Raw genomic sequence first — 25,610 nt, forward strand, 5'->3', positions numbered from 1 at the left:
TTCGCCGCGTAGAAGCTGCTGTGTCACGCTGCCCCCGTCTGACCCAGAGGACGGGAGCTGGACGTCCAACCGTGTCGTCTCACCGGGGCAAGCGGAGCGATCGATCACGTGGTGGGGAGTCCCGGAAGCCGGTCGTGGGCACGATCGCCGGGGAAGGCGATGGATTCGATGTGTTGCGGCGGGATCGCGTTGCGGTAGAGGACGTCGGCGTTGGCCGGGGCATAGCCGATGGCCTTGCCGACGAAGGTGTGCACCACCGATTTGATGACGAGGTGTCTGCCGGGACTGGCGAGGTCCACGTAGGCGGTGACCAATGCGGGCCGGCCCAGGGAACGCAGTCTCTGGGCCACGCCGGCGTGATCGTCGCGGTGCTGCCGGTAGATCGCCTCGCCACCCCAGAAGGACAGCAGCCGCCACGCCCCGATGATGTCGAGGGAGGTGGCCTCGGCGGAGAGTGTCAGGCAGACCTGCCCCTCTCGGTTGCCTCTTTTCCGCCTCTCCGGGCCGACCACGCTCTGGGAGCGCAGTACCTCCCGCTCAGCACCGGTCAGATAGCCCCGTTCCTGAGCCTGGTCCAGGCGGTCGTCAACGAGAGCGACGTCCAGGGGGGCGCAGGCCAAGAGCACGAATCGCGTCGGCCTCGTGGTCGAGCAGCCTGGTGCAGTGCTGCGCCCGCAGAAGGTGGTCACGGAGCAGGTCGAGGACCTGCGCTTCCCTGCCCTCCAACTCCAGGTCGACGTACAGATCCGGCTCGTCCAGTTCGACTTCGTCGACGATCGTGTAGATGAGATCCGCCAACGGCCGGGGCCAAGTGGCGGGGTCGTCTACATCCACGACGAGTCGACTGTCGGCAGCGTGAGCCAGCGTTGTGGACGTTCGCGTAATTAATTCCCCACGATCTGCGTGATCAGCGTCAGGTAATTCGGCTCTGTCGAAGATCTTGTGACGACTGCGCGGTCATCGGCTGTGAAGGATGCGTTTGCGGAGAAGCGGTAGATTCGCGCGGCCGAAGCCCATGCGCTTGAGGAGCTTGGCTCTCGTGACGTGACCTTCGACCTGGCCCGAGCTCCAGGAAGTGGCGAAGGCGGCGGTGACGGCGTCGAGGTCGCGATGGAAGCCGTTGACCAGCGAGTGCAGGGCGGGCAGGTCGTCGGCCTTGACCCGGTCCATCCAGGCGGGGAGGGCCTCGGCGTTCCGGTCTCGCATCATCTCGGCGAAGTCGCGGACGTGCCGGACGGTGAGGTCCAGGTGCGGACAGCCGGTGCGGATCTCCTTGAGCTCTGCAACGTCGGCCTCTGGGAGCCGGTCGGGGGCGGTCATGATCCAGCGGACCACGCGCCGCGGCTTGGGAAGGGTCCTGACCGGGGGCAGGGGTGCGGATGGTGACTTCGGCAGCGGGCTGTGCGGCTTCTTGAGCGGGCGGAAGTGCCGGCGGATGCTCTGGACGTCGCCGATGAATCCCTGTTCTCGGATCTCACGGTGGAGACGCGGGACGTCGTGGCAGCCCTCGCGCCAGCGTTGATGGAGATACGGCTTGTGGGGGTCGAGTTTCGAGGCCCGGTTGGTGGCCTTGACCAGCAGTTCCTCCAGGCTTTGAGCGCGGGCGAACCGGCGGACGGTGGAGTGGTCCAGCCGCAGTTCGCGCCGGATCGCGGCCAGGGACTTCCCCTCGGCGAGGCGCTGCTGGACGGCCTCGTAGCGTTCGGTGGTGCGGGCCACCAGCCGCCGGGGGTGGCCCAGGACGTCGAGCGTGCCATCGGGTGGGACGAAGTCAGGCTCCGGCTCCAACGACTCCGCCGTCATCAGGGTCGTCGGGGTCGGCTCCTGGATGTCGGGGGTCGGGGTGAGCGCGGCGTGGATGCAGGAGTGGTGGGCGCCGACGGTCTTCTCCACGGCTTCGGCGAGGTTGCGCCACAGATGCCAGCCGTCAGCGACCTGGAGGGCCTGCGGGGCCCCGGTGCGGGCACCTTCGGCGTAGGCGCCGGCCCGGTCGCGGCAGATCACCTCGATCTCGGGGTGACCGGCGAGCCAGGAGGCCAGGGGTTCGGCGTCCCGGCCGGGCAAGACGTCCAGCGGGCGGCGGGCTTCCAGGTCCACCAGGAGGGTCGCGTAGGAGTCGCCCTTGCGGAGGGCGAAATCATCAACGCCCAGTACCCTGACCAGGCCGGACGGCGGATCCGGAACGGTATGGAGCAGGCCCAGGAGCACGTCTTTGGCCACCGGTATCCCCAGCAGCCCGGCCAGCCTGGCCCCGGGACGCCCCGCCAGCACGAGCGCGATCGACGACATCATCTGCCGTAATACCGGGGTGTATCGGGCGTGCGGCCGGGTCAGGCCCTCCACCTGCTCGGCGAAGGTCACAGCGGCACAGCGGGAGTTACTGCACTTGAACCGCCGCACCACGAACTCGATCACTACCGGTGTCAGCCCGACCGGCGCATCCCGCAGCTTCCGCGTGTACCGGCCGTGCACCCGCCAGGACGGCATACCGCACCCCGGACACCGCGCCGGCAGCGCCCGGCACGACGTACGAAACGTGACCACCCCAGCGGCCCGCTCCACCGACTCCAGAACCACACCGGCTAAATGCGGCAGCAACCGCCCCAAATCCCCTGAACCGCACACCCAGTTGATGCCCAGTTCAGAGCGGCTCCGTCACAAGATCTTCGACAGAGCCGGTAATTCCCCACCCCCGTGGTCACGATTCCCCACCGGGGCGCTGACCATCAATGGTGCTGCTGACCCGCTCGAACCGGTGTGAGGAACCGTGCTGGGGACCGTTGATCACGCCGTCGCTGCCATCTCTGCCGCCGAGGCTCGGACGCTCGTCTAGGGTGACACAGTGGGGTTTGAGCTGCGGGAACGGTGGGGCGCACAGCCGTTGTGGGCGAGATGGGTTCTCGCGGTGTACTTGATCGGTTCACGGGCAATGATCCACTGGGCGATGGCTAACAAAATGAGCCGCGAACTCACCGGAGAATCCACGCCAACCTGGCGAATTGAAACGGATAACACGCCCACAACATCCTGAACGCAGATCAGATGCTCTCCTAAGCACGTCGATCGTCTGTGAGGCCAGCACTGGAGATGGCGCGATGAGTTGGGACGCGGGGTTTCGTGCGAGGTGAGAGACGGCAGATCCAGACGGCGGTCCTGGGCGGCGCGGACTCGGAGGAGCCGCTGATGCTGCCGCTGGAGGCGATCGAGCTGGACGCCTTCCGCCGCCGTCACGAGCACGACACCTTCTGGTGCGGACTGCTGCTCGGAGGCTGCGGGCTGCAGCTGACCACCAAGCTGTACACCGACCGGGTCTGTTCCCTGTCAAGTTCTGCGTGTTGAGCTGTAACCGCATGCAGGTTCACAGTGTCAGGCGCCGCTGACGACCCGCATGAAGACCGTCGGTTGGGTGTGCTCGTTGATGTAGGCGTACTGCTGGTCGCTGGGGATGGTGGCGCTCTGTCCCGGCTCCACCACCTGCGGTCCGGTTTCCAGTACGAGGGTGAGGCGGCCGGCGAGGACGTGGTGGATCTCCTGTGCTCCGGGCCGGTCGGGTTCGGCGTCGTAACGGCCGCCGGGGGTGAGGGTCCAGCGCCATAGTTCAGCGCGCGGGTTCTCGGTGGCGGCCAGCAGGAGGGCGGTGCTGCCGTCCGGGGCCTCCCAGACGAGCGTGCCTTCGGCTTGCGTGCCGGGAGCGTCGTTCTCGGGCAGGGCGAGGGCGGCGAAGTCGGTGTCGAGGGCGCGGGCGACGCGGTCGACGGTGGCGAGGCTGGGGTTGGCCTGGCCGAGTTCGATGTCGGTGAGCATGCGCCGGCTGAGTTTGGCGGCGTCGGCGAGCTGCTGGACGCCCCAGCCTCGCTGTTTGCGCAGCGCGCGGATGCGTGTGCCGATGCGGGTGACGAATTCTTGCGTGGCCTGGCCGTCTACGTCTGGGGCGCTCTCACGACTCATGGTGAGAATTATAGTGCGCAAAAAAGTTGCCACCCGACCGAGTGGGCAATATATTGCTCACCATGCGTGTGATCAGCTCTCCCCGCGTCTCCGAGCAGGCCGTTCTCGCTGCTCTCCGCGACGCCTTCGGGGCCCCTTCCCTCCGCACGGCACCGACTCCGGGCCGGTTCACGGTCGACCTGCCCGGCGGCGGTGACGTCATCCACTACCCGGCTGTCCTGCCCCATGCCGACGTGTACTCGGTCAAGGTCTCCCCGTACCTGCCCGCCCCTGCCGGTGCCGCCGTGGTCACGGCGTGGACGATGCTCGTGAGCCTGTCCACCGGGCAGCCGCTCGCGCTTCTGGACGCCTCCGAGCTGACCGTCGAGCGCACCGCGGCCACCACCGTGCTCGCCGCCGACCTGCTCCTGCCGCCCGGCGCCCGCACCGCGGCCGTCATCGGGTACGGGCGAGTCGGCCGCGCGCACGCCCGCTACCTGCGCCGCCTGCGCCCCGGCATGACCGTCCGCGCCTTCTCCCCGAAGGGCATCGACGAGGCCGGCGACGGCGTCCGGGCCGCGGCGACCCTTGAGGACGCGCTGACGGGCGCGGACATGGTGATGCTGTGCACCTCGGCCGCCGACGATGTGGTCGACCCCGCCACCCTGCCCGCCGGCACGGTCGTCACCTCGATCTCGACCAACGCCCCCGGCGCCCGCGAGATCCCGCCCGCCGCCGTCAAGGCCCTCGACGTCTACGTCGACGCGCTCACCACCCTGCAGGTCGCCGCCGACCTGACCCGCGCCGCCGCCGACGGCTGGGACCCCGCCGCCGTGCGCGGCGACCTGTCCGGCCTCGTGGCGGGCCACGCCCAGGGCCCGAGCGGCGAGCGGCCGGTGTACTTCCGGTCCGTGGGGCTCGGCATCGAGGACGCGGCCGTCGCCTGGGCCGCCCTGCACAACGACAACGTCATGACGAAGGGACAGCCCTGGTGAAGATCCGCCCGTTCGCCGTCGAGCAGTGGATGAACGACTACGAGGAGACCTGCCGCTACAACCTCGCCGAGACCTGCGTCCGCTCCCTGACCGTCGGCGAGCTGCTGGAGATGTCCGGACGGCGGGAGGAGATCCTCGCCGAACTCGACGCCACCCCACTCACCTACGGCCCCATCCCCGGCAGCCCCCGCCTGCGCGGCCTCGTCGCCGGCCTCTACGACCGCCAGGGCCCGGACAACGTCCTGATCACCCACGGCGCGATCGGCGCGAACGCCCTCGTGCACGCCACTCTCGTCGAACCCGCCGACCACATCGTGGCCGTCGTCCCCACCTACCAGCAGCACTACTCCATCCCCGACAGCTACGGCGCCCGCGTCACCCGGCTGCCGCTGCGCGAGGAGCACGGATGGCTGCCCGACCTCGACGAACTCGACCGCGTGGTCTCGGCCGACACCAAGCTCATCGCCGTCAACAACCCCAACAACCCCACCGGCGCCCTCATCGGTGAAGCCGGACTGGCCCGCATCGCCGAGATCGCCGAACGGGCCGGGGCGTGGGTGCTGTGCGACGAGGTCTACCGCGGCGTCGACCAGGACGGCGACGGCTTCACCGCCTCGATCGCCGATCTGTACGAGCGCGGCATCTCCACCGGCAGCATGTCCAAGCCCTACTCCCTGGCCGGACTGCGCCTGGGCTGGATCGTGGGCCCCACCCCCCTCCTCGCCGACGTGGCCACCCACCGGGACTACACCACCATCAGCGTCGGACGCGTCGACGACCTCCTGGCCTGCGTCGCCCTGGAGAACAAGAACGCCGTCCTCGCCCGCTCCCACCGGATCACCCGCACCAACCTCGCCATCCTCGACGAGTGGGTCACCGGCCGCGACGACATCACCTACGTCAAACCGGCCTCCAGCACCACCGCGCTCCTGCGCTACGGCGCCCCGCTCGGTTCCTACGAGTTCTGCACCCGCCTCCTTCAGGAGACCGGCGTCATGTTCACCCCCGGCGCCGCCTTCGACATCGAGCACACCGTCCGCATCGGCTTCGCCGACGACACCGAGACCCTCCGCACAGGCCTGGAACTTGCCGGCCAGTTCCTCGACCGCCTCGCCCAGGACTGACTCACCGGCAAGAGGGTTGTCCCGCCCCGTCACCGCCAGCTGCGCGCCCTGATCGAGCGGGACTCTGGGGTGGACTCGACCACACTGCCGAGACTCCACATTGGCAACGAATCGTTGAATACGTAGCATCATTGTCTAAATTTCGTTAGCTGGGGTGGAAAGTGTCAAACGAAGACGATCCTTCAGGGCTGGATGACGTCGACCTCCGGATCCTCAAGATCCTTCAGGCGGACGGGCGGGCGACCCATGCCGCCATCGGTAAGACGGTCGGGCTGACCGGCCCCTCGGTCCTGTCCCGGATCAGGCGAATGGAGCGCGAGGGCATCATCCGCGGCTACACCACGCTCATCGATCCTCGCGCCCTGCAACAGGACCTCGTCGCGTACATGCGCGTGGGCACCTACGCCGACGAGACCGAACAGGAACCCCTTGAGACGTTCGTCCGCGACGAGCCGCAGATCCTCGAATGCCACGACGTCGACGGCGAGGACAGCTACGTCCTCAAGATCCGCACCGCCTCACCGCAGTCCCTTCGCCGCCTGCTGGCACGCATCCGGGCCCTCCCCGGCGTCACCCGAACGGTGACGTCCATCGCCCTGGAGACCATCAAGGAACCCACCGCCAGCGCGCACCTCATCAGCCCCCAACCACCCGCGAGCAAGGAAAACCCCTCATGATCCAGGTGCTCTGGCTCGGCGTCCTGCTCGGCGCCGGCGCGGCCCTGTCCGTCGGCCCGATCTTCGCCACCATCCTCCAGGCCGCCGCGACCCAAGGATTCACCGCCGCCTTCCGCATCATCCTCGGCTCCGCCACAGCCGACCTGATCCTGCTCATACCGGCCCTGGCCTTCGCCTGGATCATCACGGCCATCGCCCAGGCGTCCTTCTGGGTCGGCCTGATCGGAGCGCTCTTCTTCCTCTACCTGGCCGCCGTCGCCGTTCGCGACGCACGCCGCCTCTGGCACGGACACGCCGTCCCCGCCCTGAACGAATCATGGGCGTTCTGGAAGGGGGTCACCGCCAACCTGGCCAACCCGCTCACCTGGACCTTCTGGCTCGCCACCGGCACGCCCACGATGATGCAGGCCCGGCATCTGGCCGGCTGGACCGGGCTGGCCCTGTTCACCGTCACCTGGTTCCTCGTCGCCTCCGTGCTGGAAGCTGTCTTCGCGCTCGCCGTCGCACGCTCCGGCCGCCGCCTGAGCATTCGCAGCCAGAGCGTGGTCACCGGCCTGTCCGCCGTCCTGTTCATCGCCCTCGCCGCCACACTCGCCGCCCGGGCTGTCGCACCAACCATCTGTCCGGACCACAACCTGCCCCGGTTCACCCTCTGAGGGTCCCGGTGGTCGCGTGGGGACGAAGGCCGTGACGAGCGGTACGGCGGCGATGCTCATGAGGGTCTGTGCCGCGGTGCTGTCGGCCATCATCGGTGCGTCCCCGCCGAGGTGTCGGGTCATGCTGTACGACGACGATGCCATGGGCAGGGCCTGGAAGGGCACGGCGACCAGCAGCGCCGACGCCCCGAGGTCCAGTGGCTGGGCCGGCAGGAAGGCCACGGCCGGCATGAGAACGAACTTCGCGGTCGAGGACATGAGGATCGGACCCGCCGTGTCCGACCCGTCGCCGTCGGCGAGATGGATCAGTGCTCATCGCCATGATCACAGTCATGCGCAGGGGTGGGCCCCAGCCGGGCGGGGCGCCCGAGTCTGTCCGTCGCTTCTCTGTTCCCGGCCTGGGCCGACAGCACCCCGTGGCGGCCGGCGACCTGCTGTCCCTGCACCGGCTCCTCGAAACCGGCTACACCACCGGCTGATCCAGGTCCTGGCGCGTGAGGCAGCGGTCGGGTTGTGCGCGCAGGTAGCGGGCGGCCTGCCGGACGGCGGTGACGGCGGGCCGGTCGTCGGTGGCGCGGGTGGCGAGTGCGATCTGTACGGGTGGCCCGTCGAGCGGGACGAAGCGGACGCCGGGATGCGGGTAGAAGCGTCCGGCGGCATCCGCGTGCAGTGCGAGTCTGCCGGTTGTCGCGACGGCCGCGGGGATGGCGGCCGGGCTGCGCAGGGCGTCGCGGTGGTGTGCTCCGTCGGCGGCGGGCCCTGACCAGGCCGCGGTGGCGGAGTTGGGGAAGGCGGTGGGCAGCCAGGTGCTGCCGACGACGTCGGCCTCGGTCAGGTGGTCCGCTTCGGCGAGCGCGGAGCGGGCGGGGACGACGGCGACCCGTGGCATGGTCAGCGCCTGTTCGAAGACGAGGCCGTCGACGGGGCCGACATACTGGACGATGCCGACGTCGACCTGGTGGCCGCGGATCGCGTCGTACTGGTCGGCGAGGTCGAGTTCGGCGTAGGAGAACGCGATGCCGGGATCGAGATCGTGCACGGCCTGGACGAGATCCGTGCCGCGTTCGGCCAGGCCGAAGCCCAGGACACCGAGCGTGAGGTGATGGGGGTCGGACGGGCCGTCCGCGTGCCGGTCGGTGAGTGAGTCCAGGGCGGTCAGCAGGGTGCGGGCCTGGGCGATGAGCCGTTCTCCGTCAGGGGTGAGGGTGACGCGGCGGCTGGTGCGGTCGAAGAGCTTGGCACCCAGGTCGTGCTCCAGGCGCTGGATGTGGCGGCCGAAGGGCTGGGGGCTGATGTAGTGGCGCTGGGCCGCCCGGCCGAAGTGCAGTTCCTCGGCCAGGGTCACCGCATAGCGCAGGGCCCGGATGTCCATCGCGTACCTCCATGCATCCCGTTCCGTCTACGTGATCGCGGCGGCCTGCGTCAACCCGTCGGCCACGACCGGTTCAGAGCCGTTTTGGCTGATGATCCCCGCCGGGCTCTCTGGTGAGGTGAGGCCACGGGAGGCACGGCCCCCGTGGTTCACACGACGTTCGGATGACAAGGGAGTCATCGGCATGGCTCAGGACCGCATTCTGCTGCGCGGCGGCACCGTTCTCACCATGGACCCGCGACTGGGGACCCTGACGCGAGGCGACGTACTGATCGAGGACGGGGTGATCGTCGCGGTCGCGCCGGAACTGGCCGTCGACGAGGCAGAGATCGTGGACGTGACCGGGCACGTCGTGGCGCCCGGCATGATCGACACCCACCGCCACACCTGGCAGACGCCCCTGCGGGCACTGTGTGCCGACTGGACCCTGATCGACTACCTCTTCGGCGTCCGGCTAGGTGTCTCGCCCGCCTTCGAGCCCGACGACGTACGCCTGGGCAACCGGCTGGGCGCCCTGGACGCGCTGAACTCGGGCGTCACCACGATCCTGGACTTCTCGCACTGCAACAACACCCCGGAGCACGCGGACGCGGCGATCGCCGGCCTGCGCGAGAGCGGCATCCGCGCGGTCTTCGGCTACGGCTTCTTCGAGTCCAACCCCGCCAAGCCGCCGCACTTCGCCGACCACGCGGCCCGTGTCTCGGACTTCGCGCGCGTCGCCGACACCCACTTCTCCAGCCGCGACGCGCTGGTGACCCTGGGGGCCGCGCTCACCGAGTACGGCACGCTGCCCTTCGACACCACCCGCGCCGAGATCATGGCCGCTCGGGAGCGCGACGCGCTGATCGTCATGCACACCGGCTGTGTATGGTCCCTGCCCACCGGGGTGGGCGAACTCGCCGCCGCGGGGCTGCTCGGCCCGGACCAGGTCCACGTGCACTGCAACACCCTCACCGATCACGAATGGCAGCTGATGGCCGACCGCGGCGCCAAGCTGTCGATCTCGGTGGAGACCGAACTCAACATGGGCATGGGACGGCCCGCGTTCGCAGCGGCCCGTCGTCACGGCATCGAGCCGACCCTGTCCTGCGACATCGTCTCCCTCAACACCGGCGACCTGTTCACCCAGACCCGCATGGGACTGGCCTTCCAGCGCTGGGCCGACACCGAGGCACTCAACCTCGGCGGCGGTGACCCCACCACCGTCTCGATCACCGCCCACGACGCGCTGCGCTGGTCCACCGTCAACGCGGCCGACGCGGTCGGGATGGCGGACCGCATCGGCAGCCTCACCCCCGGCAAGCAGGCCGACGTCATCGTCACCGGCGGCCCGGGTCTCTCCCAGCACCCACACCTGGACCCGGCCGGGACCCTCGTCTTCCAGACCACCCCCGACGACGTCCGTCACGTCCTGGTCGCCGGCCGCTTCGCCAAACGCGACGGCCACCTCACCGGCGCCGACCTGCCCGGTCTGCTCACGCAGGCCAACGCCTGCGCCGAGCGCGTCCTTAGCCGCATCGCCGCCTCCGGCAGGCCCCTGCCGGGAACGCCGCCGCAGGGCTGGGGCGCCATCATCGCGGCCTCGGCCGAACTGCACCAGGCCCCCTAGCACCATCACCGACCCCCGCTCCGGAGAACCCCTCGTGCGTTTCGTCACCTACGCCGCTCCCGACGGCGACCGCGTCGGTGTGCTCGATGCCGACGACCTCGTCCACCCGCTGCCACCGGGCGTGCGGCTGATCGACCTGATCGACGACCCTCAGCACCTGCGCGACGCCGCCGAGCAGGCCATCCGTACGCCTCATGTCCCGCTCCCGTACGGACAGCTGCGGCTTCGCGCTCCGATCCCGGAACCGCCGACCGTGCGGGACTTCATGACCTTCGAACAGCACGTCGAGGGCGTCGCCCGCCTCGGCGGGGACGACGACCGCCCGCCCGCACAGTGGTACGAGGCTCCGGCCTTCTACTTCACCAACCCCTACGCGATCCAGGGCCCGCACGACGACGTACGCATACCGCCGGGCTGCACCCGCTTCGACTTCGAGCTGGAGGCCGCAGCCGTCGTCGGACGCGGCGGACGCGACGTGAGCGTCGACGAGGCCGAGTCGCACATCGCCGGATACGTCCTCATGAACGACTGGTCCGCACGCGACCTGCAGTTCACCGAGATGCACGTACGCCTGGGCCCGGCCAAGGGCAAGGACAGCGCCACCACCCTCGGCCCAATCTTCGTCACCCCCGACGAACTCGCCCCCTACCGTGCGGGCAACGCCTTCGACCTGCGGATGACCGCAGCAGTCAACGGCCGCGTCGTCGGCGAGGACCGGTGGAGCAACATGGCCTTCAGCTACGCCCAGATGATCGCGCACGTCTCACGCGGCACCGAGGTCCGCACCGGCGACATCCTCGGGTCAGGCACCTGCGGCGGCGGCTGCCTCGCCGAACTCTGGGGCCGCCAAGGGCTCGACGCCCACCCGCCGCTCGCCCCCGGCGACACCGTCACCCTCACCGTTGAACACCTCGGCACCCAGAGCATCCGCGTGACCGAGCAGGCCGCCCGCCCCGCCGGCGACCTGCGGGCCGCCTCCCACCCCGACCACCGAGCACCCCGGACCGGATACCGATGACCACACCGCACACCAACGCCCCCGGCAGCGTTCAGCCCCTCGTCCCGGGTGTGTTCGCCTGGGTGCAGCCCGACGGCTCCTGGTGGATCAACAACTCCGGGTTCATCGTCAGGGACGACCACGTCGTCCTCGTCGACACCTGCGCCAGTGAACAACGCACCCGCGCCCTGCTCGCCGCCATCGAACAGACCGCGCCCGGCAAGCCGATCCGCTACGCCGTCAACACCCACCAGCACGGCGACCACACCCACGGCAACTGCCTGCTGCCCGCCTCCACGGTGATCGTCTCCCACGAGGCCACCCGTGACGGCATCCTCAACGATCACGTCATCGACGGCTGCCCGCCCATCTGGCAGCCCGTACCCGACTGGGGCACCGTCACCCGCAGGCTCCCAGACCTCACGACCACCACGGCGCTGATCCTGCACGACGACAGCCACCGCATCGAGCTGCGCCACGTGGGCCACGCGGCACACACCGCGGGCGACCTGATCGCCCATCTCCCCACCCAGCGTGTGCTGTTCGCCGGCGACTTGCTCTTCCACCACATCACCCCGCTGGTGTTCATGGGCTCCCTGGACGGCGCACTGCGCTCGCTGGACTGGATCGCCTCCTTCGAACCGGAGCACGTGGTGCCCGGCCACGGCCCTGTCATCGACGCGTCCGCCCTGCCCGCTGTCCTCGACCAGCACCGCGCCTACTACCGGCTCGTCCTGGAGACGGCACGTGCCGGTCTGCGCGAAGGCCGTACCCCGCTGCAGGCGGCCCGCGCCTGCGACCTCGGCGCCTTCACCCACCTGCCCGACGCGGAACGCATCGCCCTCAACCTCCACCGCGCCTACGCCGATCTCACCGGCAAGCGCATGGACCTGGAGGCAGCCTTCGCCGACGCGGTCGCCTACAACAACGGACCCCTGCCCTCCAAGGTCTGACCGGCCTGGGCACGGGCGTCAGAGACGAAGCCCCCGCATGCACAGCCTCGCCCAGGCCGGCGTCCTCGACAGCCTCCGCGGCAACCTCACCCGCCGCGACCTGCTGCTACAGATCACCGAGCTGCACCGCCAGTACCGCGGCCGCCCCCTCGGTGACGGACAACTCCCCATCGCCCTCTCCGACGATCACACCGCTGCCCCGTCCGGGCTGCCCGAGATGACCAGCCGGGAAGCCCTCAACGCCGAACTGAACATCCTCGGCGCCGACATCAGCCGCCATCTCATGGACCACCATCAGCTGCTGCACGAGTTCGGCGCCACCGATGCCGCCCACCTCCCGCGCCTGCGCCCCGGTCAGCAGGTCCTGGTCGCCGGCGTCCGCGCCTCCACCCAGACACCCCCCATAGCCAGCGGAAAAAGGATCATCTTCGTCACTCTCGAAGACGGCACCGGCCTGGTCGACCTGGCCTTCTTCGAAGACTTCCAGGACGCCTGCGCCCACACCGTCTTCCACAGCGGCCTGCTCCTCGTCCGCGGCCACATCCAACGCCGCGGCCAACGCAGCACCGTCACCGGACAGATGGCCTGGGACCTCGAGCACCTCGCCACCACCCGACGCGACCACCGCCCCGAAGCCGTCCAACGCCTCCTCGGAGCCGACGCTCACGTCCCCGCAGCACCGCGTACCGAACCACACCGCACCATCACCCACGAAACCGCGCGACCCTCCACCCCTGGGCTGACCTACAGCCCGTCGGCCACCGCGCCACCGACCTCATCAAACTCGGCCACACCAGCCCCGGTTCTCCAGGCTGATTCATGTCTCACGAGACACGCCAACGCTTGCCCGCGGGGTGGGCGTACGGGGTTCGGGCGCGGCTGTGGAGGCGAGAAACGACAGCGACGTCTATGGCCAGAAAGTCCGCGATCGAGGCGTCGTGCCGTCGCAGAGCTGACCAGCCTCCTGGCTCCGGCGATGGCCGCCGCGGGTGGCCGGGGCCGGCGGGTCGGAGCCGTCAGCGGGTAGGCGGGTCGGTGATCTCGGGTGCAGTCCAGTTGCTCAGGAGCTGGAGTGCCTGGGCGGTGCCGGAGCCGGGTTCCACGTTGTAGACGCACAGCGTCTGCTCGGTGTCGCCGGGAACCTGGAACGACTCGTAGGAGAAGTGGAGATCGCCGACGACCGGGTGGAAGTAGTGCTTGGCGCCATGGGTGCGGCGCAGGACCGTGTGGTCGTTCCATCAGGTCGTGAACTCGGGGCAGAGCAGGGTGAGTTCTCCGACGAGGTCGGCGAGCTGGCGGTCGCCCGGGTAGCGGCCGGCCTCCAGCCGCAGGATGGCCACCGTCTCTGAGGCGATCTTGTCCCAGTCGCCGACGCGTTCGCGGGCCTGCGGGTCCAGGAGGTAGTAGCGGGCGAGGTTGCGCCGGGTGGCCGGCAGGGCTTCGAAGTCGGTGAGCACGGCCCGGGCGAGGTGGTTGGCGGCCAGCACGTCGGTGCGCCTTCCGAGGATGAACGCCGGCACGTGGCTCAGCGTCTCCAGCGTCAGGTGCAGACCGGGCCGGACCCGCTGGGGCCGGGTGGGGGTGCGGCGTGCTGCGTGCGGGTCGGGCAGCAGCAGGTCGGTGAGGTGCTCGCGTTCGGACGGGTCGAGCTGGAGAGTCCGGGCCAGGGCCTCGATGACCTCGGTGGAGGGGTTGCCGGCGCGTCCTTGTTCCAGGCGGGTGTAGTACTCGGTGCTGACCCCCGCCAGGCGTGCGACTTCGTCGCGGCGCAGGCCCGGGACGCGGCGGACGCGCCCGTCGGAGGGAAGCCCGGCCTGGTCCGGGCTGATCGCGGCGCGGCGGGTGCGGAGGAAGTCAGCGATCTCCTTGCTGCGGTCCATGGTCCCAGTGTGGCGCCGCCGACACCGGTCCGGCGGTTCCAGGGTGGCCCTGGGAGTACCTGCCAGGTCAGGGCTTGAAATGGCCCCCTGACGGGGGCGGTGGACGGGTGTGCTGGAAGTGTGCCGGGGAGGCTCGTCCGTCTCGGACGGCGTGACCGCGTCCGAGACGGACGAGCCGGATGGCTCAGGCGGCGACGGCTTGGGCCAGCTCGATGACGTTGCCGCTGTTGTCTTTGATCATCGCCAGTCGCTGGCCGATCGGGTCGACCACGAACGGTTCGGCGAAGATGGTGACCCCGCGGCTGCGCAGTTCCTCGACGCTCTTGTCCAGGTCGGCCACGCGCAGGCACAGGTGGATGTATCCGCTGCGTCCGAGGTGGTCGCCGATGTCCTTCTGCTCTGCGGCCGGGCTGGGCTGCCCGTCTCCGATCAGCTCGATCTCGAACTCGCCCAGTCGGACGTAGGCGAACCGTATGCCGGGCGCCGCGTCGCCGAGCGTCCACTCCTTGACCAGCTCGAAGCCGAGCTTCTCGGTGTAGAAGGCGATCGACTCGTCGTAGTCGCTGACCCGCAGCGCGACGTGGTCGGCGTAGCGGAAGGCCAGTGCGTTGTCGCCGACGACGGTCGGCGCCTGCGCCGGGTCCTCGACGCGGTTTCCGCGGATCAGCCAGGTCGGCTCGCCGCCCTCGACGAGGGGGACGATGGTCTCGAAGAACTGCTGGAAGTACGGGCCAGCGGCGTGAGTGTTGAACGCCTCGAGGCTTTCGTAGCCCTCGTTGAGGTAGAACCGGTTCGGGATGTTCTCGTCGGCGATCAGCTCGAACCGCAGCGTGCCCGGCTCGTTGGCGTTGGATTCGCGCCCGTCCAGGTGTGAGGCCGCGATGAACTCGTCGACGTGACCGGGCTTGACATCGAAGTAGACAGCAACGTGATACATCGCGAACACTCCTCAATGATTCTGCGGAAGACGGATTCAAATACCGCGACCGGGATTCGTGCGGCTTTCCGCCTTGCACCCTTTCGCTGGTATCAATTCCATCAGGGGTCGAGAGCCTGTGGGCCGCCTTGCCAGGCCCCCTGGTAACTAGTACTCGGAGGGCCACCTTGGCTCACCAGATGTGCTTGACCAGTGAAAACAGAGTCTAGGAAGTCCGGTGTCAGTAGCGAACGTGTCACCAGCTACACGGTTCCTGCTGGCAACCCTATTCAGTGATCTGGAGGGCCTCAAGATAGTCCGTCCAGCCGTTCTGGGTGAATTGGAACCTGGGCGTATGCGGTGCTGGGATGGACGCCGAACAGGCCGCTGATTGCTTCGATCATCGCTTGCCCCAGCGCGGATGCCTCCTGCTGGAATGGATCCGCCAGGCCGATCAGGACGCACCCAAGCCCATGAAGGACTTCGCCAGCTTCCTCCGCCAGGACCTCAACGCCGTCACCGCCGGACTCACCCTGCCGTGGAGTTCCGGCGTCGTCGAAGCTCACGTAAATAGGATTAAAACCCTCAAACTGGCCATTTGTGATCGGGCCTCATTCGAGCTCCTGCGGACCCGCATCCTCACCCAGCCAAGACTCGAGGCTCAAGTTGAGGCTGGTCTTTCAGGACCCCGCCCGTGGCACAGCGGTGATCCACCAGACTGTAGGACGTGGATGGAGTTACTGGAGGCACAGTTCTTGCCCTGATCGGCGTTCTCCTCGGGACGGTGGGAGCACTCGTGGGGCAGTACCTGGCGACACGCCTCGAAGTCCAACGTGACCGACGGCAACGCACAGACGCAGAACGCGCAGAGCGCAAAGAAGCCATCTTGGGATTCCTCGCTGCCGCGCAACGCGTCGAGTTGATACTAGATCGCCGAGAACTTGGCCTCCAGACTTCTGAAGACCCTGCAGACGAAAAGCTCCACGACCTGTGGCTGGCGAAGAAGTTCGTCGAGTTGGCCTGTATTCATGAGACAGCCCAGGCCGCCCATGACTACACCACGGTGCTGCACACCCTCATGCGCAACACTGTTCCGTCTGAACAGAGTTCCGCCAAGCGCGAATACCGCCACGCTTTCATGGAGGCGGCACGGACTGCGTTGGAGAGCGGCCGGCCCAGGATCAGGCGCTGACTCCGGAGGCGTTCGACTGCCGCAACGATCGCGATCATCACGGAACTGCGGACAGAGCCTTGAAAATGGCCGGGGATGCTTTTCGGTGCCCAGTCGGTGGCCGTGGGCAACATGACTGCTTGGGTGTGTGATGATCAGCTGCGAGGTCCGGTACCCGGGCGGGCAGCTGTCGCTCTTTCGCGGACATGGGGTCCGGGTCGGCTTGGAGTCGGTCGAGTGCGGCAGCGGTGGCGGGACTGCCGGACTGCGCGGCTTGGAAGCGTCCCAGGGCTATGGCAACCCAGGCACGGACGCGGGAGCTGCTGTCGTCCGCGAGCCGGCAGATCGCCGGGAGAGCCGACGACTGCTGGAGGAATCCGAGAGAGCTCAGGACGGAGACCCGCACTTGCGGGGAGGGGTCGGAGAGCAGGCTCACCAGAAGGCTGACGGCCTCAGGCTTCGCGTGGTGACTCCCGAGTGTGCCTACAGCGGCAGTCCGGACCCGCTCGTCCCGGTCTTGAGCTTCCTTGGCCAACAGGGTGAGATCGGCGGCTTCTGGTACGTAGCCGAGTAGCCGGATAGCCGCCCGGCGCAGCTCCTGGTCAGAGTCTTCAGCCCACGGCAAGAGGACACGGCGCGCGGCGGCCGGGTCCTCTTGTGCGAATACGTAGAGCCTCGTCGCCAGTCGGTCCTGGTCGTCGCCCAGATCACGGGAGTGGGCGCGCAGTAGGACGGCGAGAGAGCTGCGGCCGTCAGTCGATGCCAGGACATTGGCCAGCACGGACCGGGCATACCAGTTCCCCGATTCCGCGGCCGCATCCAGGTACGCTTTCAGGCGCGGAACCAGGGCTGCCTGTTGTGCAGCGATGAGCTGCTCTTCTATGTCTTCCAGGACATCGAGATCACCGTGCGGATCTGCAAGGCCAAGCGCGAGTTGGTCAAGCAGCGTGATGACTTCGCCTGCCAGCTCCTGGTTCTCCACCCCGTCCTCCTCATGACTTCTTCACACCCCACCGAGCATTGTCGGTGGGGCACGGCAGACGCTCGGTGGCATCCGTCGCAGATCGAACCAGGAAGTGGGGATTCCGGTGAGCATATCTGCCCCATCGGCAAGTACTGGGTGGGAGATTCAGGGTTCTGTCAGCGGCGCTATGCTCGACCTGCTCGCCACCGGCGACACCGAGCGCATCAGCGCAGCACTCGACCTTCAGACGGACTCACTGCGATGACACAGGCACACGTCGCAACGGCAGCAGCCTTCCCACCGTTCATCGGTGACATCCGTTTCAGCCGACACGGAATCGGCGTGGTCCGGATGGTGTGGGCCTGTCACTCATTTTCGGGTGACAGGCGGCGTACCGGAGATTGCATGGTGGCACCGGTCGCCCCTGGTGAGGCCGTCGCGCGTACGGTCTCGCGGGCCGACGGTCCGTCAATCCTGTGCATTCGCCGCATACATGGCGTTTGCTGGTAAGAGTCATAGGAATATGCAGGATCTGCGTACTGGCTGCACGTGTTCACCGAGCTGAAGAACCGCGGTCTGGACGACGTGCTCATGCTGGTCTGCGATGGTCTGAAGGGTCTTCCCGAGGCCGTGGAGACCGTCTGGCCTCGCACGATTGTCCAGACGTGTGTGGTTCACCTCCTGTGGAACAGCTTTCGATATGCCGCCCGCCAGGACTGGGACAAGGTCGCGGGGGCCCTCAAGCCCGTCTGCACCGCATCCAGCGAGGACGCGGCGATGGAGCGGTTCCTGGAGTTCCAGGAGTCCTGGGGAGGCAAGTATCCGGCGATCGTGAAGCTGTGGTCGGACGCCTGGGCCGAGTTCGTGCCCTTCCGCTCCTTCGACGTCGAGATCCGCAAGGTCATCTGCAGCACCAACGCGATCGAGAGCGTCAACGCCCGCATCCGCCGGGCCGTTCGCGCCCGCGGGCACTCCGACCCTGGGGCGGTGCGGCGATGAACCCGGGCGTCATCGGCCAGGCAGCGGGCCTGTTCGCCGTCACCAACATCGACGACATCCTGGTCCTGGCCCTGTTCTTCGCCCACGGCGCCGGACACCGGGGCTCCACCCGGCGTATCGCCACCGGCCAGTACCTCGGCTTCGCCGCCATCCTCGCGGTCGCCGTGGCCGCGGCGTTCGGCGCGACGTTCCTGCCCGAGAAGGCGATCCCCTACCTCGGCCTGCTGCCGTTCGCCCTCGGTATCAAGGTCGCCGTCCAGGCGTGGCGGCACCGGAACGACTCCGAGGAGGAGCGGGAGAAAGCCGAGGGAGGGCCGAAGCCGTTGGAGGTCGCCGCGGTCACCTTCGCGAACGGTGGCGACAACATCGGTGTCTACGTCCCCGTGTTCGCCACCGCCGGGATGGGCGGCATGAGCGTGTACGCGGCCGTCTTCCTGATCCTGCTCGCCCTGTGGATCGCGGCCGGCCGGCACTTCGCCACCAGGCCCGTCATCGCCGAGGCCCTCAGCCGCTGGGGCCACATCCTGCTGCCTGTCGTCCTCATCGGCATCGGCCTGCTCATCCTCATCGAGGGCGGTGCCTTCGGTCTGTAGACCAGGACAGCGGAGAGGGGTGGTCCGAACTGTGTGCCACCCCCTGTCCATGTCCACGACGGCGCCCGTCTCGGACCGGCTCGCCGCCGTCGTCCTCGTCCAGTTCCGGCGGGTCCGGGTTGCACAGCGGGCGCAGGGTGCCGGCGGCCGGGGTGGAGGCGGTGAAGCCGTAGCGGCCGGGCAGGTTCAGGCTGCGGTGGTTGGCGTCTCCTGGCGGGCGAGGAGGCCGGAGGCTGTAACCGCTGCGGTGCGGCGTACCAGGTCGATGAAGTCGATGCGCATGCCGGCCAGCGCCGGGTCGGAGGCGTAGGCCGCCTGCACGGCTTCCGAGGGGCAGCTGCAGGGCCAGGCCGTCATCGCCATCAGCAAGGTGGTCTCCACCAGGGCCACCGAGCCCTCCAGGCCGACCTCGGGAAGGTGTCGCGCCACGAGCCGAACCAGTGCCTCGACCGACTGCCGTGCGGCGAGCTTGTGGCCGATGGCGACCTCGGTGGAGATGTTGTGTTCCAGCACCGCGGCCTGTGCGCTGAGCAGGTCGCACAGCACGGGCCGCTCGGCCATCGAGGTGGCCAGGAGTTCGGCGAGGCGGTCCCCGCGCTCACGCGGCGTGCCCTCGCCGGGCGGCGCGGTGTGCTCGAGCGCGGCGATCCAGTCCTTCACCTCGACGTCCAGCAGGACGAGCAGGACGGCCTCGCGCGACTCGAAGTAGCGCAGCACGTTCGCCTTGGCCAGTCCGACGCGTCGGCTCAGCTCGTTCAGGCTCAGCTGCGCGACGGGCATCTCGGTCAGCATCCCGGCGGCGGCCTCAAGGATCTGCTGGCGCCGCTGGGCGCGCTGCTCGTCGGTACGTGCCCGCTGAAAAGCCATAACCACATGTTACAGACCGTCGGTACTTTGCTTAGTGACCGGCGGTACGTTACGGTGCAGTGGATACAAGATACCGGCAGTACGTAATGGAGTCCGTCATGTACCAGGTCCCTGACCAGCGCGGAAAGCTCGCCGTCGTCACCGGCGCGAACAGCGGCACCGGCAAGGCCGCCGCCACCGCCCTCGCCGTAGCGGGAGCCACGGTGATCCTCGCCGTGCGCACCGTCGCCAAGGGCGAGCAGGCCCAGCGCGACATCCTCGCCGCCCACCCCGGCGCCCGGACCGAGGTACGCAACCTCGACCTGGCCGACCTGGACTCCGTCCGCGCCTTCGCCGACGGCCTGATCGCCGAAGGCAGGCCGCTGGACCTGCTGCTGAACAACGCCGGCGTGATGATGCCCCCGGTGCGCCACGAGACCAAGGACGGCTTCGAACTGCAGTTCGGCAGCAACTTCCTGGGTCCCTTCGCCCTCACCGTCCGCCTGCTTCCCCTGCTGCTCAAGGCCCCCGCTCCGCGCGTGGCGACGATGAGCAGTGGCCAGGCCGCCCGCGGCGCCATCCGCTTCCACGACCTGAACGCGACCGACAACTACAAACCCATCCCGGCGTACGCGCAGTCCAAGCTCGCCGACCTGCTGATGAGCCAGCATCTGGCCGACCTGGCCGTGCAGAACGGGTGGCCGCTGCTGTCCACCGGCGCGCACCCGGGCAGCGCCCGTACCAACATCGCCGCCAACGGTCCGACCATGGGAGGCCGCCCGCCGCTGCTCCTGCAGATCCTCGGCCGCCTGGTGCCCTCACAGGACGCCACCGGCGGCGCGCAGCCGCTGCTGCGCGCCGCCACCGGCCTGGCGGCGAAGCAGGCCGCCTACTACGGTCCGCGCTGGTCCATGGTCGGCCCGCCCGTCCTGGCGAAGCTGCCGCGTACAGCGGCCGACCAGCAGGTCGCGGCCCGGCTGTGGGCCAAAGCCGAAAAGCTCACCGGCGTCTCCGTGCCCGCCGAACTCTGAACCTCACCGGCCCGGCCGGCCCGCCGCGCCCCGTCAGCCAACAACCCGGTCGACAGGACGTCATGCTCGCTCAGAACAGCGCGCACCGCCCGAGAGCTCTCGCTGGCAACCTCCTGCTCATACTCAACCCACTCCTGTACGTCACCGCTGAAGGGGTGAGCGCGGCAGCCTGGCGCCACCCCGCCTACCGCTACGGCTTCAACGCGATCAGCGACCTTGGCGTACCCGGCTGCGGCGACCTCGCCGGGCACCCCGTCTGCTTGCCGCAGCACGCCGTCATGAACATCGCCTTCATCACCCACGGTGTCCTGTTCGTCCTCGCCGCGGCCCTCCTGGCCCCGCTCCTGCCACAGGGATACGGCCGCCGGGCCTGCATCCTCGGCATCGTCACCGGCGTCGGCCTCCTGCTGGTCGGCACCTTTCCCGGCTCCCCCGAAGCGGTCGCCGACGGCACCATCGCCCTGCACACCTCCGGCGCCGCGCTCGCGATCTTCGGAGGCAACCTCACCGCGATCGCCGCAGGCGTCGGCCTGCGCCGCCAGGCACACCGGCGCCTCGGTGCCGCTCTCGTCGCCCTGGGCGCCGCCGGGACGGCCAGTGTGGTGATCATGTTCGCCCGGGCGGCGATCGTCGCCGCCTCCGGCGTCATCACGGGTGGCGCAGTCGCCGAACGCATGTCGGTCTACACGATCATGGCCGCCGAACTCACCGTCGGCATCGCCGTGCTCACCCCGATCCGCCGTCGGGCTGACCGCAGTGCCGACGCCTCATCCGCAGACTCACCCGCCGCCAAACGAATGTGATCGTCCCCGCCGAAGCACTGACCGGAACACGCGGGCCGGACGGGCACGGAGCGGGTATACCGATAGGAAAGGAGCATCACGGCATGAAGGTAGTGGTCTTCGGCGGGAGCGGCCTTATCGGCGACGGCTTCCTCCAGGAGAGCCTGCGGGCCGAGGACGTCACCGAGGTCGTCGCCGTCGCGCGGACGCCGTTGAGCCGGAGCCACCCGAAGCTGCGTCAGGTCCTGCACAGCGACTTCTTCGACTTCACCGCGATCACCGAGGAGTTGAGCGGGGCGGACGCCTGCTTCTGGGGTCTCGGTGTCTCCTCCGTCGGCCTGAGCCCGCAGGACTACGAACGCATCACCTACGACTACACGAAGGCCGCCGCGGACACCCTCGCCGTCCTCAACCCCGCCCTGACGTTCGTCTACGTCTCCGGCGGCGGCACCGACAGCACCGAACACGGACGCAGCCACTGGGCCCGGGTCAAAGGCCGCACCGAGAACGCGGTCATCGCCATCTTCCCCAACGGGTACGCGCTGCGTCCCGGCTTCGTCCAGCCCTCCCACGGCCGACGGTCCAAAACGCCCGGCTATCGGTGGGGCAACGCTCTCGCCGCCCCGATCGCCCCGATGCTGCGCCTGCTACGGCTCTCGCCCGTCCTCATGACCAGCACCGCGCAGCTCGGCAAGGTGGCACTGCACCTTGCCCGCCACGGCTACTCCCGCCATGCCCTGGAGAACCGCGACATCGTCACCGTGGCGACGCTGGCAGGGAAGCATGGCTAAGAGGTCGTTCTCTTTCCGAACCTCATGTGTGGATTCCGCTGGTCAGGCATGGGTTGCAGCTGCCGCGGAAGTCTCGACTCGTTGCCGGTCGGGATGGTGTGGGGGTGGCGGATGCCGTCGATGCGGGCGGTCCTGGAAGCGCGGCGGAAGGCCGCGGTGGTGCGGGTGGAGGAGCTCGAAGCCGAACTGGCGCGGGTGCGGACGGACTTGGCGGATGCGGAAGAGGTGCTCAGGCGCCGGGTGATCGGTCTGGAGCAGTATCTGGAGGCGTTGGCCGAGGAGGAAGCGCCCGTGGTGGTGACTGTCGGAGTGTCGCGGAGGAAGCCGGTCGGGCCGCGACGTGCGGTGCCGCACCGGGAGAACGCGGTCGGTGTCGAGGACCTGTCGGTGGATTACCAGGCGTTGATGGCCGCCGTCCTGGAGGCGGGAGGCGATGGGCTGGGTGCCCGGAGGGCAGCGGTGGTGCTGGGCTGGGACAGCGCGTCCGTCTCCCGCGTCGAGGGCGCGAGGGCCCGGCTGAAACGGCTGGTGGAACGGGGCTGGCTGGTCGAGGAGAAGTGTTGTAACCCCGTGAAGCGAAGGAAACGGTGGCGTCCGCCTTCACCGACTGCGAGTCCACGACCGCCGCACTCGCCTCCTCTCCCCGGCCCTCCGCCTCACGGACGGCACCACGCAGCCGGTCGTGCCGGTCGGCCACCAGGCCCGCATCCCGCCAGCGGGCGAAGAAGGCATACACCCGAGGCCACGGCGGGAAGTCGCAGGGCATCGCCCGCTACTTGATGCCGTTGTCAACGAGATACCGCACCGCGTCGATCATCTGCCGGTGGCAGTAACCCTCCGGCCGCCCGCCCCGGCCCGCCAGCCACCCCGGAACCGGCAGCAGATCCCGCACCAGGGCCCACTCCGCATCACTCATGTCCGAGTCGTACCGAGGCCGCCGGCCGGCCGGTCGGCCGCGTTCCCGAACCCGTGGGCGAGACAGTCACACCCACGAGTGGCCGGACTGGACTCGGCAACCGCGACCACGCGACACTTCGACAACAGGGCCTCTTGCTTCTCGCTGGACTCGACATCCGCGAGCTACCAAGAGGCCCTTCTTCCATGCACCCGTACCGGCCAACTCACCCGAACCAGGCTCTTGTTCGAATCCCACCGACCACAGGGACGGATAGAGAACAGCCAGTTACAGCGGCCGGGCGCGCTGAAGATTCAGAAGCGCGTGGGGGAGGCCAAGGTCTCCCAGGGCCTTGTCGATGGTGGACTTCATGGGGTTGCCCGCAAGCAGGGTGCACCGTCCGGTGATCCGCAGCGCTTCGCCGGGGGCCGCCTCCGCGTCCTCGATCACCAGCGGCAAACCGCCGACCGCGTCCAGCATCGTGTCGACCATCGGGCCCAGCGTGCCGGGCCGCACCGTCGTCCGCCCGCCCGAGGGGGCGAGGGCGGACCGGAGCCTAGTTCTGTCCACTGACGATGTCCCGCGTCGGATAGACGTTGATCTGCTGCACGGGCACGGACACGCCCCAGGGCTGGGCCGGGAGCGGATCCGCAGCCGTCTTCACCGGCGGTGCGGGCACGTGGAGCCCAGGCGCTATCGCTATCGACAGTCCCTGGCCGGGCTGGACCGCTTGCGTCTCCGCGGTGGCCCCCTCGGTCGACGGCGTCGCGCCCCCAACCTGACCGCTGCGCCACCGGATCACCTTCAGCAGGGAAGAGGGCGGCCCCGCGACCCCGTCCACGCGCAGCAGGTAACCGTTCGTCAGGGCGCCTATCGAGTCATTGTTCGACGGCATGCCGCCCGCGGTCAGGATGTGGAGTGGCACGCCGGGGGGCTTCCCCGGCTCGAACTTGCTCCGGTCCTGAATGACTTTTCGCAGCACCTGGTAGGTGCCGTGGTGCTCCAGGCAGATCTCCAGACCCAGTTCCATCCCATGGGCCTCGATGATGTGATTCCGCCGATCGCCGTAGCCGTTGATCCGTGGCTTCATCGCCCGGTGCTGGCCGGGCGTGAGGGCCGTTGGCACCCCGTCGATCCCCGACGCGTCCTGTTTCTCCAACCGGAAGGTCCTGCCCTCCGGTCCGCCGAAGACGACCACCGCGGTGTTGAAGTAGACGGGCCCGGTCGACAGCTGTTTGAAGTGGACCACGGTGCCGCAGACGAATACCCAGTCCGCGAAGACCTGGTGCCGGAACATGCGCTCCAGCTCCGACATGATCACCTGCGCCTGCGGCTCGCTGTAGGCGTAGGACTGCGCGGGGAGCGCGGGGCGGAAGTAGAACTCCGGTGCCGTGAAGATCTTCAGAATCCCCTTGATGCCCCACCGCTTCGCCCCGCCGCCGTCCACGTAGGCCCGCTCCACGACGGAGGCGAACCGGTCCAGGCGCGAGTGCGCGTCGGCCAGCTCGGCGGGGTTCGCGGCACCGGGGTGGCGCGGGTCCGGGGTGCGGACCATCCCGCCCGGGAAGACCGGGCGGGGCCCCGCATCCCAGGCAGACAGCACGTTCGTCCCGTCATAGGCACCCGTCGGCACCTCGTACGCGAGTAACTGGAACGTCTTGAACAGACTCATTGCATCCCCCCTGTGACGGATTGTCCGCCAACAGCAAGAAGGGTGATGGTAGACACAGTGATTGCGCTAGAGGGCGTCTGAAAGGCCTGTCAGCGGGGTGATCTTGCGAGGCGTCGCACGAGGAGCATGGCCATGGTGAGATAGATGGCGTTCTCCGAACACACGTGCAGGTACTCGTAGTCCTTCGACAGTCGGCGACACCGTCCCAGCCAGGCGAAGGTCCGCTCTACCACCCAACGTCGCGGGACCACCGTGAAGAGGGGCACGGCCGGATGCGGTGTCCCTGCCTTCGCCCAGGTCGAGCGGAATCCTCCGTCGCGGCGCTGCACGACCTGCACGGTGATGCCGGTGGCGTCCAGGGCCCAAGCCGTGGAAGTCGGCGCCGCGGTAGCCCTGGTCGGCCCACACGTGCCGAAGGCGCGGGAAAGCGTCGGCGGCCTGGGAGAACAGCACCGCGGCGCCGTCGCGATCGCCGATGTTCGCGGGGCTCACGCAGGCCGCCAGGACGGTGCCGTGGGTATCGACGAGGAGGTGGCGCTTGATGCCGCTGACCTTCTTGCCGCCGTCGTATCCGTGCAGGCCACCGCGTTCGCCGGCCCTGACGCTCTGACTGTCCAGGACGGCTGCGCTGGGAGTGGGAGCACGGCCGAGCTGCACCCGCTCGTGTTCGCGCAGCGCCGTCAACATCCGCTCCCACACGCCTTCTTGCTGCCGTCGCCGCCAGTAGTGGTAGACGGTCTGCCACGGCGGCAGGTCATGC

27 protein-coding genes and 6 pseudogenes are annotated in these 25,610 nt (G+C 68.8%); 17 read left to right on the top strand and 16 right to left on the bottom strand.

Translation table 11 applies throughout. From position 1 onward, the window contains the following. Positions 1-104: 104 nt before the first annotated feature. From ACIRR9_RS44075 to ACIRR9_RS44085, 3 genes are all read right to left on the bottom strand, one after another. Positions 105-620, bottom strand: coding sequence for a hypothetical protein (locus ACIRR9_RS44075; protein WP_403764443.1), 516 nt, complete (start codon positions 618-620; stop codon positions 105-107). After that, positions 586-834, bottom strand: a complete 249-nt coding sequence (locus tag ACIRR9_RS44080; protein WP_403764445.1) for a hypothetical protein — start codon at positions 832-834, stop codon at positions 586-588. The genes ACIRR9_RS44075 and ACIRR9_RS44080 overlap by 35 nt, the downstream gene beginning before the upstream one ends. A gap of 123 nt (positions 835-957) precedes the next feature. After that, positions 958-2,625 (bottom strand): ISL3 family transposase, encoded by a 1,668-nt coding sequence (locus ACIRR9_RS44085; RefSeq protein WP_403764447.1) that lies wholly within the window; start codon positions 2,623-2,625, stop codon positions 958-960. 492 nt (positions 2,626-3,117) lie between these two features. On the opposite strand from ACIRR9_RS44085, the gene ACIRR9_RS44090 reads away from it, so the two are divergent. Further along, positions 3,118-3,339 carry a hypothetical protein gene (locus tag ACIRR9_RS44090; RefSeq protein ID WP_403764449.1) on the top strand — a complete coding sequence of 74 codons (222 nt, stop codon included), beginning with the start codon at positions 3,118-3,120 and terminating at the stop codon, positions 3,337-3,339. A gap of 27 nt (positions 3,340-3,366) precedes the next feature. On the opposite strand, the gene ACIRR9_RS44095 is transcribed toward ACIRR9_RS44090, so the two are convergent. Next, positions 3,367-3,948 (bottom strand): helix-turn-helix domain-containing protein, encoded by a 582-nt coding sequence (locus ACIRR9_RS44095; protein ID WP_403764451.1) that lies wholly within the window; start codon positions 3,946-3,948, stop codon positions 3,367-3,369. 62 nt (positions 3,949-4,010) lie between these two features. Here ACIRR9_RS44095 and ACIRR9_RS44100 point away from each other — a divergent pair, with 62 nt between their 5' ends. The 4 genes from ACIRR9_RS44100 (at position 4,011) to ACIRR9_RS44115 (ending at position 7,379) form a co-directional block, all read left to right on the top strand. Continuing rightward, a complete protein-coding gene (locus ACIRR9_RS44100) occupies positions 4,011-4,922 on the top strand; it encodes an ornithine cyclodeaminase family protein (protein ID WP_403764453.1) in 912 nt (303 codons plus the stop codon). Further along, positions 4,919-6,046 (top strand): aminotransferase, encoded by a 1,128-nt coding sequence (locus tag ACIRR9_RS44105; protein WP_403764454.1) that lies wholly within the window; start codon positions 4,919-4,921, stop codon positions 6,044-6,046. Before ACIRR9_RS44100 ends, ACIRR9_RS44105 begins: the two co-directional genes overlap by 4 nt. A 161-nt stretch (positions 6,047-6,207) precedes the next feature. Beyond that, positions 6,208-6,723, top strand: coding sequence for an Lrp/AsnC family transcriptional regulator (locus ACIRR9_RS44110; RefSeq protein ID WP_403764456.1), 516 nt, complete (start codon positions 6,208-6,210; stop codon positions 6,721-6,723). Next, positions 6,720-7,379 carry a LysE family translocator gene (locus tag ACIRR9_RS44115; protein ID WP_403764458.1) on the top strand — a complete coding sequence of 220 codons (660 nt, stop codon included), beginning with the start codon at positions 6,720-6,722 and terminating at the stop codon, positions 7,377-7,379. Before ACIRR9_RS44110 ends, ACIRR9_RS44115 begins: the two co-directional genes overlap by 4 nt. Positions 7,380-7,415: 36 nt before the next feature. On the opposite strand, the pseudogene ACIRR9_RS44120 reads toward ACIRR9_RS44115, so the two are convergent. Next, positions 7,416-7,637 (bottom strand): annotated as a pseudogene (locus ACIRR9_RS44120) (hypothetical protein); the annotation flags it as partial. Between the two features lie 74 nt (positions 7,638-7,711). Between ACIRR9_RS44120 and ACIRR9_RS44125 the strand changes: the two are divergent. Then, on the top strand, positions 7,712-7,858 hold the full coding sequence (locus ACIRR9_RS44125; RefSeq protein WP_403764460.1) for a hypothetical protein: 147 nt from the start codon (positions 7,712-7,714) through the stop codon (positions 7,856-7,858). Here the strand turns inward: ACIRR9_RS44125 and ACIRR9_RS44130 are convergent. Further along, a complete protein-coding gene (locus tag ACIRR9_RS44130; protein ID WP_403764462.1) occupies positions 7,843-8,751 on the bottom strand; it encodes a LysR family transcriptional regulator in 909 nt (302 codons plus the stop codon). The genes ACIRR9_RS44125 and ACIRR9_RS44130 overlap by 16 nt on opposite strands. Positions 8,752-8,935: 184 nt before the next feature. On the opposite strand from ACIRR9_RS44130, the gene ACIRR9_RS44135 reads away from it, so the two are divergent. The 4 genes and pseudogenes from ACIRR9_RS44135 to ACIRR9_RS44150 all read left to right on the top strand — a co-directional run. Further along, complete coding sequence (locus ACIRR9_RS44135) at positions 8,936-10,360, top strand: amidohydrolase family protein (protein ID WP_403764463.1); 1,425 nt, start codon at positions 8,936-8,938, stop codon at positions 10,358-10,360. Positions 10,361-10,394: 34 nt separating this feature from the next. After that, a complete protein-coding gene (locus ACIRR9_RS44140) occupies positions 10,395-11,378 on the top strand; it encodes a fumarylacetoacetate hydrolase family protein (RefSeq protein WP_403764465.1) in 984 nt (327 codons plus the stop codon). Beyond that, complete coding sequence (locus ACIRR9_RS44145; RefSeq protein ID WP_403764467.1) at positions 11,375-12,310, top strand: MBL fold metallo-hydrolase; 936 nt, start codon at positions 11,375-11,377, stop codon at positions 12,308-12,310. The genes ACIRR9_RS44140 and ACIRR9_RS44145 overlap by 4 nt, the downstream gene beginning before the upstream one ends. 31 nt (positions 12,311-12,341) lie before the next feature. Then, positions 12,342-13,126, top strand: a pseudogene (locus ACIRR9_RS44150) (OB-fold nucleic acid binding domain-containing protein); the annotation flags it as partial. A 200-nt stretch (positions 13,127-13,326) separates the two neighbouring features. On the opposite strand, the pseudogene ACIRR9_RS44155 reads toward ACIRR9_RS44150, so the two are convergent. The 3 genes and pseudogenes from ACIRR9_RS44155 to ACIRR9_RS44165 all read right to left on the bottom strand — a co-directional run bounded on the left by ACIRR9_RS44155 (position 13,327) and on the right by ACIRR9_RS44165 (position 15,672). Beyond that, positions 13,327-14,190, bottom strand: a pseudogene (locus ACIRR9_RS44155) (helix-turn-helix transcriptional regulator). Between the two features lie 184 nt (positions 14,191-14,374). Continuing rightward, positions 14,375-15,127, bottom strand: a complete 753-nt coding sequence (locus ACIRR9_RS44160) for a VOC family protein (protein WP_403764469.1) — start codon at positions 15,125-15,127, stop codon at positions 14,375-14,377. Positions 15,128-15,414: 287 nt separating this feature from the next. Continuing rightward, a complete protein-coding gene (locus ACIRR9_RS44165; protein WP_403764470.1) occupies positions 15,415-15,672 on the bottom strand; it encodes a hypothetical protein in 258 nt (85 codons plus the stop codon). A gap of 230 nt (positions 15,673-15,902) precedes the next feature. Here ACIRR9_RS44165 and ACIRR9_RS44170 point away from each other — a divergent pair, with 230 nt between their 5' ends. Next, a complete protein-coding gene (locus ACIRR9_RS44170) occupies positions 15,903-16,298 on the top strand; it encodes a hypothetical protein (protein ID WP_403764472.1) in 396 nt (131 codons plus the stop codon). Between the two features lie 37 nt (positions 16,299-16,335). Here ACIRR9_RS44170 and ACIRR9_RS44175 read toward each other — a convergent pair whose 3' ends face one another. Further along, a complete protein-coding gene (locus ACIRR9_RS44175; RefSeq protein WP_403764474.1) occupies positions 16,336-17,259 on the bottom strand; it encodes a HEAT repeat domain-containing protein in 924 nt (307 codons plus the stop codon). A gap of 510 nt (positions 17,260-17,769) precedes the next feature. On the opposite strand from ACIRR9_RS44175, the pseudogene ACIRR9_RS44180 reads away from it, so the two are divergent. Both ACIRR9_RS44180 and ACIRR9_RS44185 read left to right on the top strand, forming a co-directional pair. Beyond that, positions 17,770-18,213, top strand: a pseudogene (locus ACIRR9_RS44180) (transposase); the annotation flags it as partial. 23 nt (positions 18,214-18,236) lie between these two features. Next, on the top strand, positions 18,237-18,833 hold the full coding sequence (locus ACIRR9_RS44185) for a cadmium resistance transporter (RefSeq protein ID WP_403764475.1): 597 nt from the start codon (positions 18,237-18,239) through the stop codon (positions 18,831-18,833). A 186-nt stretch (positions 18,834-19,019) separates the two neighbouring features. On the opposite strand, the gene ACIRR9_RS44190 is transcribed toward ACIRR9_RS44185, so the two are convergent. Continuing rightward, on the bottom strand, positions 19,020-19,700 hold the full coding sequence (locus ACIRR9_RS44190; protein WP_403764477.1) for a TetR/AcrR family transcriptional regulator: 681 nt from the start codon (positions 19,698-19,700) through the stop codon (positions 19,020-19,022). Positions 19,701-19,798: 98 nt separating this feature from the next. Between ACIRR9_RS44190 and ACIRR9_RS44195 the strand changes: the two genes are divergently transcribed. From ACIRR9_RS44195 to ACIRR9_RS44210, 4 genes and pseudogenes are all read left to right on the top strand, one after another. Continuing rightward, a complete protein-coding gene (locus tag ACIRR9_RS44195; RefSeq protein WP_403764479.1) occupies positions 19,799-20,710 on the top strand; it encodes an SDR family oxidoreductase in 912 nt (303 codons plus the stop codon). 62 nt (positions 20,711-20,772) lie between these two features. Beyond that, positions 20,773-21,513 (top strand): DUF998 domain-containing protein, encoded by a 741-nt coding sequence (locus ACIRR9_RS44200; protein WP_403764481.1) that lies wholly within the window; start codon positions 20,773-20,775, stop codon positions 21,511-21,513. Positions 21,514-21,596: 83 nt separating this feature from the next. Continuing rightward, positions 21,597-22,283, top strand: coding sequence for an epimerase (locus ACIRR9_RS44205; protein WP_403764483.1), 687 nt, complete (start codon positions 21,597-21,599; stop codon positions 22,281-22,283). 120 nt (positions 22,284-22,403) lie between these two features. Next, positions 22,404-22,841, top strand: a pseudogene (locus tag ACIRR9_RS44210) (hypothetical protein); the annotation flags it as partial. 214 nt (positions 22,842-23,055) lie between these two features. On the opposite strand, the gene ACIRR9_RS44215 reads toward ACIRR9_RS44210, so the two are convergent. The 5 genes and pseudogenes from ACIRR9_RS44215 to ACIRR9_RS44235 form a co-directional block, all read right to left on the bottom strand. Further along, a complete protein-coding gene (locus ACIRR9_RS44215) occupies positions 23,056-23,199 on the bottom strand; it encodes a transposase (protein ID WP_403764484.1) in 144 nt (47 codons plus the stop codon). Positions 23,200-23,466: 267 nt separating this feature from the next. Continuing rightward, the gene (locus ACIRR9_RS44220) at positions 23,467-23,670 is read right to left on the bottom strand and encodes a hypothetical protein (RefSeq protein ID WP_403764486.1); all 204 of its coding nucleotides are present in this window, start codon (positions 23,668-23,670) and stop codon (positions 23,467-23,469) included. A 64-nt stretch (positions 23,671-23,734) separates the two neighbouring features. Next, positions 23,735-24,850 (bottom strand): hypothetical protein, encoded by a 1,116-nt coding sequence (locus ACIRR9_RS44225; RefSeq protein WP_403764488.1) that lies wholly within the window; start codon positions 24,848-24,850, stop codon positions 23,735-23,737. 89 nt (positions 24,851-24,939) lie between these two features. Continuing rightward, positions 24,940-25,188, bottom strand: coding sequence for a transposase (locus ACIRR9_RS44230; RefSeq protein ID WP_403764501.1), 249 nt, complete (start codon positions 25,186-25,188; stop codon positions 24,940-24,942). Between the two features lie 85 nt (positions 25,189-25,273). Further along, positions 25,274-25,537 (bottom strand): annotated as a pseudogene (locus ACIRR9_RS44235) (transposase); the annotation flags it as partial. Positions 25,538-25,610 lie beyond the last annotated feature (73 nt).

It is taken from the genome of Streptomyces sp. NPDC101234 (genome assembly GCF_044767525.1).
GTDB classification, from domain to species: Bacteria; Actinomycetota; Actinomycetes; order Streptomycetales; family Streptomycetaceae; genus Streptomyces; species Streptomyces sasae.